At 63.7% G+C, this 13,751-nt stretch carries 6 protein-coding genes; 3 read left to right on the top strand and 3 right to left on the bottom strand.

Features of this window, described 5'->3' with window-relative positions:
* Positions 1–53 precede the first annotated feature (53 nt).
* Complete coding sequence (locus tag OH491_RS06380; protein WP_068771805.1) at positions 54–1,208, top strand: glycoside hydrolase family 88/105 protein; 1,155 nt, start codon at positions 54–56, stop codon at positions 1,206–1,208.
* 80 nt (positions 1,209–1,288) lie between these two features.
* Positions 1,289–3,673: a TIM-barrel domain-containing protein gene (locus OH491_RS06375; protein ID WP_068771806.1), complete on the top strand. Its 2,385-nt coding sequence runs from the start codon at positions 1,289–1,291 to the stop codon at positions 3,671–3,673.
* A gap of 208 nt (positions 3,674–3,881) precedes the next feature.
* Here the strand turns inward: OH491_RS06375 and OH491_RS06370 are convergent, their stop codons facing one another.
* Positions 3,882–4,769 carry a 1,4-dihydroxy-2-naphthoate polyprenyltransferase gene (locus tag OH491_RS06370; RefSeq protein ID WP_068771807.1) on the bottom strand — a complete coding sequence of 296 codons (888 nt, stop codon included), beginning with the start codon at positions 4,767–4,769 and terminating at the stop codon, positions 3,882–3,884.
* A 109-nt stretch (positions 4,770–4,878) separates the two neighbouring features.
* Positions 4,879–10,419 carry an autotransporter-associated beta strand repeat-containing protein gene (locus tag OH491_RS06365; protein ID WP_334319563.1) on the bottom strand — a complete coding sequence of 1,847 codons (5,541 nt, stop codon included), beginning with the start codon at positions 10,417–10,419 and terminating at the stop codon, positions 4,879–4,881.
* A gap of 276 nt (positions 10,420–10,695) precedes the next feature.
* Between OH491_RS06365 and OH491_RS06360 the strand changes: the two genes are divergently transcribed.
* Complete coding sequence (locus tag OH491_RS06360; protein WP_334319530.1) at positions 10,696–11,028, top strand: hypothetical protein; 333 nt, start codon at positions 10,696–10,698, stop codon at positions 11,026–11,028.
* A gap of 41 nt (positions 11,029–11,069) precedes the next feature.
* On the opposite strand, the gene OH491_RS06355 is transcribed toward OH491_RS06360, so the two are convergent.
* Positions 11,070–13,748, bottom strand: coding sequence for a LamG-like jellyroll fold domain-containing protein (locus OH491_RS06355; protein WP_068771809.1), 2,679 nt, complete (start codon positions 13,746–13,748; stop codon positions 11,070–11,072).
* Positions 13,749–13,751 lie beyond the last annotated feature (3 nt).

The following is a 13,751-nucleotide window of genomic DNA, read 5'->3' as shown; positions in this document are numbered from 1 at the left end:
ATCATCGCCGGACGGAATCATTCAGCATCGCTCCCCTCTCTGCCCAAGTCCCTATGCACACCACCATCCTCCCGAAACCTCCCCTCCCGGCAGGCCTCGCGCTTGCCTTGTGCTGCGCTCTTCTCACTGCGTGCGGACCGGACGGAAAAGCCGTCCCGCGCGAGTCCGGCCAATGGCCCGAAGGCCGGTCGCCGCGCGAGGTCGGCGGACGCGTCGTCGAGACCTTTCTCTCGAATCCCTTCCGCATCCACAAGGCGAGCGGCATGATCCACTATGTCGAGACCTGCACATGGCAGGGCGCGCTCCGCTTTGCGAAACAAACCGGAGACCCGGCGCTCACCGAACGTCTGGTGAGGCGCTTCGACCCGCTCTTCGGCGAGCAGGCGCACTATATCTCGAAACCGCTCAACGTTGACACCACCGTTTTCGGCTCCGTGCCGCTCGAGCTCTACATGCGCACCGGCGACAAACGCTTTCTCAAAATCGGCCTCGATCTCGCTGACGCGCAATGGACGACACCCGCCGACCAAAGCAAGCTCGACGACACCGCGCGCGAAGCCGTCACGCGCGGGCTGAGCTGGCACACCCGTTTCTGGATCGATGACATGTATATGATCACGATGCTGCAAACGCAGGCGTATCGCGCCACCGGGGACAACAAGTATCTCGACCGGGCCGCCCTCGAAGCCGTCGCCTACCTCGACAAACTCCAGCAGCCGAACGGCCTCTTCCACCACGCGCCCGACGCGCCCTTTTTCTGGGGGCGCGGCAACGGCTGGTTTGCCGCCGGCATGTCCGAACTGCTCCGCGCGCTCCCCGCCGGGCATCCCAATCGCGCCCGCATCATGGCCGGTTACCAAAAGATGATGGCCACGCTCCTCCGGCATCAGGATGCCGAGGGCAAGTGGCATCAGCTCATCGACGATTCGTCCTCCTGGCAGGAATCGTCCTGCACCGGGATGTTCACCTATGCGTTTGCGACCGGCGTGAAACACGGCTGGCTCGACGCCGCCACCTACGGCCCGGCCGCCCGCAAAGGCTGGCTTGCCCTCGCCGGCTGGATCAATCCCGATGGCGCCATCCGCGACGTGTGCGAGGGCACCAACGCGCTCAACGATCGCAATCACTATCTCAACCGCGGCCGTGTCACCGGCGATCTGCACGGACAGGCCCCCGTCATCTGGTGCGCCAACGCGTTGATGGAATAACCATCCATCCCCGTTGGTCCCGCCGCTTTCCCGCCAGCCCGGCGGATGCCGCCGCATCACCCAAGCCGCTCCATTCTCTCATGCGCAAATTTTCTTTCCTGCTGTGTTTCTCGGTTTTCGGTCTCCATCTTTCGGTTTTTTCCGCCGCGCTCACGTTCGAGGAATCCCGCGATGAAATCCGCGTCGGCAACGAAAATGCCACGCTCGTCCTCGCGAAAAATCCATGGCGCCTGAGCCTGCTCGCGCCCGACGGCGCCGTGCAATTCGCCGAGGCGGCCGCGCCCGAGTTCAAGATGGGTGACACTTGGTTTCCGGTTTCGCAGGTCACCTCAATGGACCAAAACGGACGCCTCGCCGTCGTCCTCGCCGACGCCACCCGGGGCGTCGTTGAAATCTCGGCGGCCGGCGCAGGCGGCTTCCGCATCGTCATCCGCGCCGAAACCCGGACCGTCTCCGCGGTCCGCGGCGCGACCATGCTCGCCCCCGTCGAGGAAATCTACGGCTTCGGCGAAATGTGGAACGGCCGCGTCGCCCAGCGCGGCGCGGCCTTCGATCTCTGGGCCGCGGGCGGCACGCCGGACGAATGCGCCTACATGCCCTATTACGTATCCACAAAAAACTACGCGTTCTTCCTCGACTACGGCGGCCGCGTCCATTTTGACGTGGGCCGGAACCGCGCCGACCGCATCACCTACGAGGCGCCCGCGGACACGCTTGACCTCACCCTCGTCCGCGGCGGCGACATTCCCTCGGTCGTGCGCGGGTTTTTCACCGGCCGCGGCCTGCCCAAACAACCGCCGCGCTGGAGCCTGAAGCCCTGGTTTTGGCTCATGGCCGACCCGGAGCAGCCCGGTGCGAAAATCGAGACCTTGAAGGGCCGCCATTTCATCGACATGGTGAAAAAACTCGACGCACTCTCCATTCCCGTCGGCACGACCTGGCTGGAGCCGCCCTGGCAGGACGCGCGCACCTCGTTCAACCCCGACCCCGGCTTCGATCCCGACCTCAAGGGCACCATCGCCGAGCTCCGCGGCATGGGCGTGCGCACACTTGCGTGGACCGTCCCCTACACCACAAAAAACGCCTCCAACTGGGCCGAGGCCGTCGAGCACGGCTACCTCGTGCAAAAACCGTCCGGCGATGTGAAAACCGCCGACGCCGTCGTAACCGGCTCCGGCGAGCTCATGGTTGGACGCCTCTACAATTACATCGATTTTTTCAACCCCGAGGCGCGCGACTGGTGGAAGCGGCAGATCGTGCGCAGTCTCGATACCGGCATCGCCGGCTTCAAACTCGATGCGGGGCAGGATCTCGAGCCCGACGCCGTTCTCCACGGCGGACGCAGGGGGGCCGACGTGCGCAATTCCTACGCGATGGAATACAACCGCGTCTTCCACGAGGCGCTTTCCTCGCGGCTAGGCGACGATTATCTCATGATCCCGCGCGCCGGGTGGATGGGCTCCGCCGCGCACCACAATTTCAAATGGCCCGGCGATCTGGCCGGCAGTTTTGCCAACAACGGCCTGCCCTCGTCGGTGTATTCCACGCTTTCGCTCGCGTTTTGCGGCGCGCCCTTTCTCTCGACCGACATAGGCGGTTTCGAGGACCAGCCCGCGCCGGAAAAAGTCTGGCTGCGCTGGGCGCAGTTCGGCGCGTTTCTTCCCGGCATGCAGACGCTGCACATGCCCTGGTGGTATTCGGAGGAATCGGTCCGGCACTTCCGCTTTCTCGCGTGGCTGCACACCGACATGATTCCGTTCTGGCAAAGCCTGGGGCACGAGGCGGCGGCCACGGCCGCGCCCATGGTCCGTCCGCTGGTGTGGACCTGGCAGCATGACATCGACTGCTGGCGCGTGGACGATGAGTTCACGGTCGGCGAGGCGCTCCTTGTCGCGCCCATGCTCAACGCCAACCCCGACCGCAAGGTCTATCTCCCCGCCGGACGCTGGCACGATTTCTGGAACGACCGGCGCGTCGTCACCGGTCCGCGCACCGAGACATGGTTTGAAGGCTGGTCCACCATCGACAAGTTCCCGCTCTACATCCGCGAGGGGGCCATCATTCCGATGGAGGTCGCCAACACTTTCAGCGGCTTCGGCTGGCCCGAGTCCGCCGGCTATATCACCCTGGCCATCTGGCCGAAACTCCGCGGCGAAAGTTCTTTCACACTCCGCGACACCGAGGGGCCCGTGCGCATCACCGCCGCGCGAAACGACGATGCCTCCCTTGTCCTCACTTGGGATGCCACCCGCCGAAACCACCTCTTGCGCGTGCACATCGACGGCTCATCTGTCCCCCGCGAGGTCCGCGCGGACGGCGTGCTGCTTGCAAAAACATCCGATCTCGATGCTTTCCGCAAAACCGCCGCCGAATGCTGGCATTACGATGCCGCGGAGCAAAAACTCTGGATCCGAAAACTCAACAACGGTTCTGCCACGAGTATCGAAGTGCGGTTGAAACCATGAAAGGTTGAGGCCGGGCCGCATACCAATTCCGAACGAAATACACTCTTCTGGAGGGCCGAGCTCCTGCGAGGCCGTCGCCGGAAAACGTCACGTATAACCGCGACGGCCTCGCAGGAGCTCGGCCCTCCAGAAAAAGGGTGATTATCATTGGGAAATGGTCTCGCAGGGCACGGCCCGGTATGGAGAGGCGCCACTCCGGCGCTCCGTGCTACATGGCCAGTCCCGCGGCCAGCAGCAGCGCGTAAAGCGCGAGCAGTTTTCCGGTGTCCCCGAGGAGCGCGATCCGCTGCGCCGGTCCGGTGTCGCGGCGCAACCGTCTCGCGTGCGAAACCGCCAGGGGCGCAAGCAGCAGCGGCAGCATCACCCACGCCGAAAATCCCCGCACCCACAGCACGGCCGTCACGCCCAGCGCCAGGGCCAGCGACACACAGAATTGCACGCAGGCCACCCCGCGTCCGAAACGCACGATCAGCGTGCGCTTGCCCGCCTTGGCATCGGTTTCCATGTCGCGGTAATTGTTCACGAGCAGGATGTTCACGGAGAGCAGGCCGATCGCCGAGGCGACGAGCATGGCATCCAGCGTGAGCGTGCCGGTTTGCACGAAATAAGTGGCCCCGACCGCCACCAAGCCGAAAAACACAAACACAAACACATCGCCGAGCCCGTTGTAGGCGAGCGGGAAGGGGCCGCCGGTGTAGGCGATGCCGCACAGGATGCTGGTCACCCCGATGGCGAGCAGCGGCCAGCCTCCGAACCGCAGGAGGGTGAGGCCGGCCAGAAACGCCGCGGCGAACACCAGCCACATCGCGGCGCGCATCGTCGCGGGCCGCACCCAGCCCATCGCCACGGCGCGCCGGGGGCCGACGCGCTCGGCGGTGTCGGCCCCTTTTTTGTGGTCATAATAGTCGTTGGCAAAATTGGTTCCGATCTGGATGAGCAGCGCAAACGCGAGGCAGGCGCACGCCGCCGCCGCCTGGAATCCGCCGTCATGCCAGGCCAGCGCCGAGCCGGCCAGCACCGGCGCCACGGCGGCCGGCAGCGTGCGCGGGCGCGCGGCCTGAAACCAGATTTGGAAACTCGACGGACGTTCAGTCATGAATGCGGAACGAACAATTTGTCCCGGAACTCCGCAACGCAATTTCGTGGCGCTCCTTCCCGGCTTTGGCGTCCTTCCCAAACGGATGAGTCCCGTTCGGAACGCGCCGCTACCAGTTCCAACGGGCGGTGAGGCTGGCGGTGTGGCGCTGGCGGGCGGCGGCGACCTCGAAATCGTAGGCGAGGGCGAGCGACATCAAGCGGGTGATCGCCGTGCGCAGGCCTAGACCGAGCACCGCGGCGCCGCGCACGTAGCCGCCGGTCTCGGCGTCAATGAACACGCCCGGGTTCGAGACGTATTCCATGCGCACCGGAGTGGCGTCGCCGGTGAGGTTCTGGCGCCAGCCGGCGGAGACGTCCAGCAGCGCCTCGCGGCCCCAAGGCAGGTCGAAGCCCTGCGTGGCTTGCAGCCTCACGAAGCTCTGCCAGAAATCGTGCGAGAAGTCCGCCACACGCATCGCGCCGTCGCCTTTTTCCCGCTGGTTTTTGTAACGCAGGCCCATGTAGTGGAGCGAGGCGGAGGGGCGCGCCGAGCCGCGTTCCCACGAGCCGAGCGTGAAGCCGAGCTCGGCGCCCGCGGAGACGACGGCGACCTCGTAGCAGCCGATGGCCGCGCCGACGTGCTCGCGGCGGCTGGTGTCGGCCTGCGCGAAGCCGGCGGAGGCATCGAGCCCCGCGTGCCAGCGGCCCAGTTTCATGGCGGCGTAGGCGCCGAAGAGTTGCTGGTCAACGCTGGCGTAGGCGTGGTTGTCGGTTTCCAGCCTGCCGCTGGCGATCCCGGCCCACGCGCCGAGGAGGGTTTTTTCGGCGAACACGCGGTCGTAGCCAGCCATCACGCCTTGGGTGCGGTCGGTGAAGCCGGTTTGCATGGACGTTTGTTTGTAGTCGCCGATGGTGCCGAAGCCTTTCAGCCAGAAGTCTCGCGCGGGGTCTCCCTTGTCACGCCCGGTGAACGGCGCGAAAAACGACTCGCTCATGCGGGACTGGACGGCGCTCACGGAGGCGAGCACGGTGTCGTAGGCGAGCGCCACGTCCTTGGCGGGGTTCGCGGACTGGTTATACACTTCCATCACGAGTGTTTTCCCCTCGCGCGAAAGATGCACGCCCATGCCGAACTCGGCCGGGTTGTAGTCGGGCAGGAGCGTCTCGTGGTTGTCGCTGGTGATGCCGCTGCCGGTGGTGATGATCGTATAGACGCCCGTTTGCAGCGGGCCGGACAACCCGACCGCGCCGTGGTTCACAAAGGAGACGGTTTTCGCCGCGCTTAGCACCGTGTCCTGCCCGAACAACAGTTTCCCGCCGTCCACCACCACGGTGGCGGCGGCCACGATCATGGTGCCCGAGTCGGGCGACAGCAGTTCCAGCACCGAGCCGCCTGAGACGGACACGGTAGATGCCGTCCCGCCCAGCGCCCCGACGTTGGCGATTTGCGCATGGGCGTTGTCTTGCAGCGCGACGGCGGCGAGCGTGTTGGCCGCGCCGAGGCGCACGCTGCTGTTAATGAGCGCGAGCGTGCCGCCGCCGGCGATGGCCGCGGATAAATCGCGTCCCGAAAAACCCTCCAGCGCGAGCGTCGCGCCGGTGTTGATGGTGATGTCAACATCGCTGTAGGAGCCGCGGTCAACGACGTGCAGCAGGCCCTCGCGCACCTCGACGAAGCCGGAGAGGGCGTTGTCGCCGCCGAGCCGGATGTCCGCCGCGCCGGTCTTGATGATGCGCGCGCCGGTGGCGGATTGGATCACGCCGTCATAGGCGGTGTCCGCCGTGGAGCGCAGCGTGAGCGTGCCGGTGCCGATGAGGATGCCGCCGGCGCCGGAGAGGTTGGCGAGTTCCTGCGAAAGGTCGGTGGCGTCGAGGAGCGAGCCGCCGGCGAGCGTCACCGCCGCGCTGGAGGCGAGGGCGTTTTCGCGGGTGACTTTGAGGGCGCCGGAGGCGAGCAGGGCGGGGCCGGCGAAGTCGTTGTCCGCGTGGGAGAGCGTGACGGTGCCGGTGGCGCGGATTTCGACGCCGCCCGCGCCGGTGAGCCGAGCCTGGAAGTCGGAGCCGGCGGCGCCGGTGTTGTCGAGCAGGAGGGTTTTGCTTTCAAAAATTTCGACCTGCGTGAGGCCGGAGCCGAGGTAGAGGCCGCCCTCGGCGGCTTGTGCGATGTAGTTGTAATCGGCCTTGCCGACCGTCTCCGCGCCGGCGGCGCCAGCCTGGCTCACGTCCACGCGCACGGGGAGCGCGAAGGCGGAGCCGTCGGGTTTCACGAGTTCGAGGCGCGCGTCGGTGCCCGACACGGCGCCGGCGGCGACGAGGCGGATGGAGGAGACTTGCGTCCGGTCGAACAGATGCGGGCTGCCCGGGTTGACAACCGGCGCGCCGTCGAGCGCGGCGAGGTTGAGCGCGACGGTGCCCGACGAGATGGCGAGGCTGCCGACCGAAAGCAAATTTTGGGGCGCGTCGCCGGCGGCGTTCATTTCGATTTTCAACAGGCCGCCGTCCATGGCCAGGCCGCCGGCGCTTCCGGTGGCGGTGACGGCGCCGGTGGCGCCGCCGGACAGCGAGAGCGTGGCGCGCGACAGCGCGCCGAGGTTGGCGGCGTCGAGGTCGAGCGTGCCGCGCCCGAGCGCGACGGTGCCGGTGAACGCGGAGTTGGCGGTGGCGGCGAAGGCAAATTTGTCCGCGCCGGCGGCGAGCGCGATGTCGAGGCGTCCGCCGCCCGCGAGCGCGCGGGCGAGGGTGGCGCCGCCGGGCGCGGCCTGGCTGAGTGTGAGCGTCGCGCCGGAGGCGATGTCGAGCGCGCCGGCGCCGGAGCCGAGGTTGTTCAGCGAGGCGATTTGCAGCGCGCCTTCCCGCACCGCGACCGCGCCGGTGAAGGCGCTGTTGTCCGCCGTGAGCGCGAGGGTGCCGGAGCCGGTTTTGTCGAGCGAGCCGGAGCCGCTGAGCGCGCCCGCGAGCGTGGCCGCGAAAGTGCCGGTGCCGACGGACAGGCCGTTGGCCGAAAGGTCAATGGCGCTGGCGAGCGCGATGCCGTCGGCGGCAAAGCGCAGGGCGCCGCCGGCGCCGTCGGCCTTGAGCGTGCTTCCCGCCGCGGCGGCGTTGGCGACGGCGAGCGTGCCGGAGGCGAGGTCCACGCCGGCAAAATTATTATTTCCCGAAAGCGCGAGTTCGCCCGCGCCGGTCTTGGTGATTTTCGCCGCACCGGTAATGTTGCCGGTGAGCGCGAAAATGTTCGCGCCGGTGTCAACCGTCAGGCCGTTTGTTGACAGTGCGATCGCGTTGGGGAGCGTGTTGCCGCCGGTCGCGCGCAGCGTGGTGTTCGCGGCGGTGACGGCGAGCGTGCCGGAGCCGAGTGACACGCCCGCGCCCAGCGCGAGGACGCCGCCGCCGAGGGAGACGCCGCCGCGGAAATCGTTGGCGGCGTTGGCGAGGGTGAGCGTGCCGGAGTCGGTCTTGATGAGGCGTCCGGTCGCGCCGGCGAGGCCGGTGGCGGAAGCGGCGTCGGCGGTGATGCCGGCGCCGGCGAGGGTATAGGCGCCGGTGCCGGTGACGGTGAGGTCGGATACGGTGACGCCGGGCGCGGCGACGGAGATGGAGCGCGGGCCGGCGGCGATGGTGTCGTCGAGGACGGCATGGTCGCCCATCGCGAAGAGGCCGGGGGCGTCGCCGGCCCAGTTGGCCTGCGTGGGGTCCCACGTGCCGGAGGCCGCGCCGCGCCAGGTGGAGACGATGTTGTTGCCTTGGGTGGTGACGAGTTGCAGGCCGGAATTGTTGGACAAAGCACCGTTGCGGCGCGCACCGGGGACGGCCTCGAAACCGTCAATATACAATTTGCTATTGGCGGCGAGCGTGCCGGTGGCGGCGGAGCCGAGCTTGAAGGTGCCGGTGGCGAAGGCGCCGATGTCAATGATGTTGCCGCCGTTGTTGGTGAGGGCGGTGGCGTTTATATAATCGCTTTGGTCGCCCGCGAACAAGTCGAAGCGCATCGCGGCGGAGCCGGTGGTGAGGCGGGTGGAGATGGTGAGCGTCTCCGGCGCGGCAGAGTTGTCCGGGCCGACCTGCACGGCCGCGCCGGCGCTGGCGGTCAGGGTGGAAAATTTTCCGTTTCCACCGGCTGTCGCGCCCGCCTTCACGGTCGTGATGCCCCCGCCCAGATACGCGCCGCTCCCGACGGCCAGCAGCGCGCCGCCCTCGACGTTCACCGTGGGATTGCCGTTGGCGCTGGAGGACACCACGACGGTGCCGACGCCGCGCTTGATGATGGTGCCGTGGTTGATGAACGTGCCGGAATACGCCCCATCGAAATCCTGGTCGAAGACCACGCCGCCGGCGGCGTTGCGCTGGATGTTGCCGACGAGGCTGTCGGTGTTGCCGACGAGCGTGCCGCTGACGACGTAGAGGATGCCGGTGAAGGCGGCGTTGGAGCCGGTGAGGGTGGTGAGGCCGGCCAGCCATTTCCTGAGCGTGCCGGAGCCGGAGAGGTTGCCGGAAAAGGTCTCGTTCACGCCGCCGCTCACCTGGCGCAGATCAACATAAGCGTCGGTGGCGATATATAAATCACCCTTTATCGAATTGATATTTCCCTCTAGCGCGCCGGCCTCCACGCGCGTGTCGCCGCTGTATGAATTGTTTCCCGTGAGCGATAGCATGGCGGCGCCTTTTTTCACCAGCGCGCCGGAGCCGCTGATGACGCCGGCGTAGGTGCCGGTGGCGGACGGGTTGAACACGAGCGTGGCGTTGTTGGTCACGTTTTTTGTGAAGCTGGCGGCGAGGTTGGTCAGTTCCACCGTGCCGCCCTCGATTTGCATGGGGCCTTGAACGGTGTCCGTGCCTGAGATGCGGATGGCGAGCGTGCCGCCTCCCTTTTTCACAAAACCACCCGCGCCCATCAAGGTGCCGGAGTAGGAGCCGTCGAAATCCTGGTCGAACACCACGGTGCCCGCCATGTTTCTTTGTATGTTCATCGGCAGACTGTCGCTGTCTCCGACGACCGTGCCGCTGAGCACGGTGGTTTTCGCGTAGGAGTTCGTCCCCCTGAGCACGAGCGTGCGGTTGGTGCCGCTCATTCTCAGCTCGCCCGGCCCGCGGATCGCGGAGTCAATCGTCGCCGTGCCGTTGGTTCTGCCTATATCAACCGCGCTCAAATCGAAGGTGGTGTAGCCGCTGACGAGGTTGATATAATTTTCGCCCGAGCCGGAGAAGCCGGTGATGAAATGATCCAGCCGCGACTGGAGTTGCGCGTCCGTCGCCTCGCCGTAGGCGGTGGCGCCAGAAAGTCTGGTCGAGACGTTGATGGTGCCGCCGGAAAGATTCAGTGTATCGTTGTCTGTATTGGAACGGATATTGGAAACCTCAAGCGTGCCTCCGTTCAGGTTCAGCACGCCCCCTTGATGGGTGCTTTCGGTGCCAAACACAATGCCGCCAAATCCCGCTCCCTCAGCCCGGGGGTCGCCCAATGCCAATACCGAGCCACTTGCAATAGTGACCGCGCCCTGCCCGGTTCCGGCAGCCGCACCGATGGCAATCCCATATCCATGCGCCGAATCGGGAGTTTCGGATGCGGTGTTGTAGCCGGCATTGATCAATGCACCTCGTATATTCAGGGTGCCACTCTCGATTGAAATGCGTCCCAGATGATTGACCGAGTCCAGACGCGAATCGGTCGCCATGTTCACCGTGGTATCGCCTCGAATTATCCACTGCGCCCATGCATTGTTTGCCCGCGGCCGAAAATGTGCATTTCCATTTACCACCCCTCCCCCCTGAAGAATATAACGCCCAGATTGTGCGTCGGCGGAAGTCCCGCCAAAACGAAGCCAAAACGGTGCGTTGCTTGCGACTCCCTCCAACCCAAGCGTCCCCGCGCTGGAGACATCCATGATGAGGTCGCCGGCACCGGTCAGGAATGTGGCGTTTGTGGCGGAGATCACATAATTGCTGCCGTCATGAAACTTCAGCGTATTGGTGGTCGGGTTGATTCCATCGCCAAAATACACGGCGAATATCTTTGCAATCGTGCCGCTGCCATAAAAATTGATTATAGAGCCGTCAGTTTTTCCAAACGGATTGGTGGCCGTTCCTCGGGCCTCCGTGGTGCCGGACTCGATATTCCACCATGTCTGATTGTTGTAGTTCCAAATACCGGAGCCTCCAACGGTACCGCTCTGATTCATGGTGGGAGTCCATATATATTCATCGGCAGCATTGGCATTGTGCAAAAACGTCAAGGTGAAAAATATGGTCGTAAGCAGGGGCAGCAGTTTTTTCATGATTATTAAATATGTGAGTTACGATTTTCGTCCGTCCAGAGCACGCATGCTCACTCCAAGTCTGATCTAAAAAACCGGTAGATTTTCCCATCTTCAGCGCCCACAATGAGATCAGGCATGCCATCATTATCGAGATCCGTCGGATACGCGGCTGCAGTGTGAATACCGAAGTCCATGTGTTTGCCATCCTTGAGTCTGACCGGCCTCGCTTCCGCAAACACTGGTTTTTCGTTGGTGCCCACATTCTCAAGCCAATATGGCGATGCACCCGGTCCGCGATCCTTTGAATAAAAGCGTTGGTTTCCTCGTATTGTGCCAAACACAATGTCCCATTTCCCGTCACCATTCCAGTCGGTCACACTCAGCTCGGCGCGACCCCATGAGCCGCAAGGACCACAGAGCACAATCGGCTTGCCGTCCCTGTAGGCCAGTTTCTCGACTCGCGCGACATCGAGTGATCCTTGCGCATCAGGAATCGCAACCGCCAGATCGCCGTCCCAGTCCATGTGCAGAAGCGTCGGCATGCCGCTTTCGGCAAAATTCATTTCGGCGGGAATGATCGCCGGACGCGAGCGCCAGGCTGTTTGATAGGTTCTTCCATCTTTCTTGAATATGGACGGTGCTGTCAGATCGGACGGTTTGCTCGTTGCTCCATACAGTGTCAGCACGCCAAAGATATCATTGGTGATAATTTCGGCTTTTCCATCGCCGTCCCAATCCCCAACTGTCGGCTGTAGATATCCCCAGCGCTTCTCATTTGGTCCCTGTATTGATCCGGTCAAGCCCGCTTGATGGTGAACGACCTCGCCGCCTGATATCATGAAAATTCCAGCGTGGTAAACCGACGAGTCTTTGGTGCCTCTCCAAAACGTCAGCCACCCCGATGAATCGCCGATTATAAGATCAGGGAAACCGTCCCCATCCCAGTCATATCGCGACGGCGTCCCGAGTGTGTCCACGGCCAGCGGTCCACCTTGCATCATCAACGAGCCTGTTTCACGAAATTCGCCGATCTGCTTCCCCTCAAGCACCACCAAGCGTCCGGGGTTCCCATCGAGTATCAGGCGCAATGTGCCGTCGGCTTTCTCCTCAAGCACGGAAATCGAGTGCACAAAATAAGTTTCATGCAGCGAAGCGCCGTTCTCCAAAAGCGTTCTGGATGCCTCCACGATCAACTCATCGTTACTGAACACGACCGGCAGAGCCAAAATGCGATCCAGGCTGCCCGTGTGCAGGATAACCGGGCGGCCTCCTATCTTCACGCATGCCAGGGCGCGTTCCCGCTCGCCTGCCCTCCATTGCACCTCGAAGCCGATCTGCCCGTAATGCACCGGCTTTTTGTCCGCAAACACGAGATGCCCTTGGGAATCGATCTTGCCCTTTGCCCAATATAATATGCTCGTGCGCCGATCGCCAAGCCACTCGCCTTGCACATCGTAGCCACGGCCCTTGCCGCTGTTTTTGCGCTCAACCCCGCCCCACATTCCCTCTCCGTCGGGCCAGTAATTGCTGCCATCCGGCTTGATTGTCGCCACAAGCATGTCGGGAACACCATCATCATCGATATTGCCCACCCACCATCCACCGATCTGTTTGCCAAACGCATGCTCAAAAGAACGTCCATCAATCGTCACATTGCGAGCCGCGCCAAACTCAAGTGTTCCCGGCGCCGCGTTCCTTGTATAACTCACCAGGTTATTGTCGCCATGCGGTGTGCCAACGCCCTTTGCAAATAACTCTTCCCGGCCGTCGTCGCGCACGACTGAAAAAAACTCGGTGCCAGGCAATCCTCGGATCGTCGTGCCCTCATCATAAAACGGAAGTCCGCGATGGTCCACGCCCTGTTGTTGAAAATACGCCGGACGCCCCCCGAAATAGTTCGGATGCAGGCCGCATATAAACAAATCCTTCGCCTGTTTTCCCCGCCAATGCACAACCGTCGCACTCAAATGCAACTGGTCAATCAACGGGTGCAGCTCGCCATCCGCCACCCGCATTGCCGGATAACGGCCAAACGTGACTACAGAGCCAGCCTGCGTCACCCCCACCGGGGCACCACCGATCTCTGCAGGACGAGCGTCGGCAAGCGCCTTTATTTCGGCATCACTCAATGCGCCGGCATAAGCACGTGGGGCGATCATCGTCCCATCAAAATGCCTCATCGAGCCAAAGCGTCCGAACATTATGTTCGATATATTCGTGAGCCGCGGAAGTGATTCCGAGGTCGAGTCCAATGCGCCGTTAATATATAGCCTCGTAAGCGCACCGGAGCGGGTCAGCACAACATGATACCATTGATCCGCCTCAATCCGACCGGACGAGTTCATGACCGGCCAATCCCTGCCCGTCGTGGAGGCGACCGATACACGGCCCTGCGGCAACCGAATCACCAAACGCTCCTTGTTATCCGCGGAACTGGCCACGAGGACGGTCAGCGGAACCCTGTCCGTCCAACCGCCGGACTGCGTGAGAAGTCCCTCCGATTCCACGCGGATCCAGAATCCCAGCGAGAATTCCTCCCCCACCGTCTGGGCAAGCACGGCGGTTGGCAATTCCGCATTGTTCTTTATTACAATTTTCTCAATCTCTCGATTGGCGCCCACCGCGGCACCGGAGGGAGCTCTGCTTGAGCGGAACCGCAATGGCACCGGCATTGCTTCCCCGGAGAGTCCCGTGGAGAATCCAAGGGAGACAAGTGCCAACAATGAGATTTGAAAAAATATTTTCATGGT

Origin of the sequence: Termitidicoccus mucosus, assembly GCF_038725785.1 — a bacterium.
Classification (GTDB): Bacteria; Verrucomicrobiota; Verrucomicrobiia; order Opitutales; family Opitutaceae; genus Termitidicoccus; species Termitidicoccus mucosus.
This window is presented reverse-complemented; position numbering and strand designations above follow the sequence as displayed.

Excerpts from the sequence above, each read along its gene's own strand:
- OH491_RS06380 (WP_068771805.1), top strand. The coding sequence starts at position 54 with ATGCACACCACCATCCTCCCGAAACCTCCCCTCCCGGCAGGCCTCGCG.
- OH491_RS06375 (WP_068771806.1), top strand. The coding sequence starts at position 1,289 with ATGCGCAAATTTTCTTTCCTGCTGTGTTTCTCGGTTTTCGGTCTCCAT.
- OH491_RS06370 (WP_068771807.1), bottom strand. The coding sequence starts at position 4,769 with ATGACTGAACGTCCGTCGAGTTTCCAAATCTGGTTTCAGGCCGCGCGC.
- OH491_RS06365 (WP_334319563.1), bottom strand. The coding sequence starts at position 10,419 with ATGGCGACCGATTCGCGTCTGGACTCGGTCAATCATCTGGGACGCATT.
- OH491_RS06360 (WP_334319530.1), top strand. The coding sequence starts at position 10,696 with ATGAAACTTCAGCGTATTGGTGGTCGGGTTGATTCCATCGCCAAAATA.
- OH491_RS06355 (WP_068771809.1), bottom strand. The coding sequence starts at position 13,748 with ATGAAAATATTTTTTCAAATCTCATTGTTGGCACTTGTCTCCCTTGGA.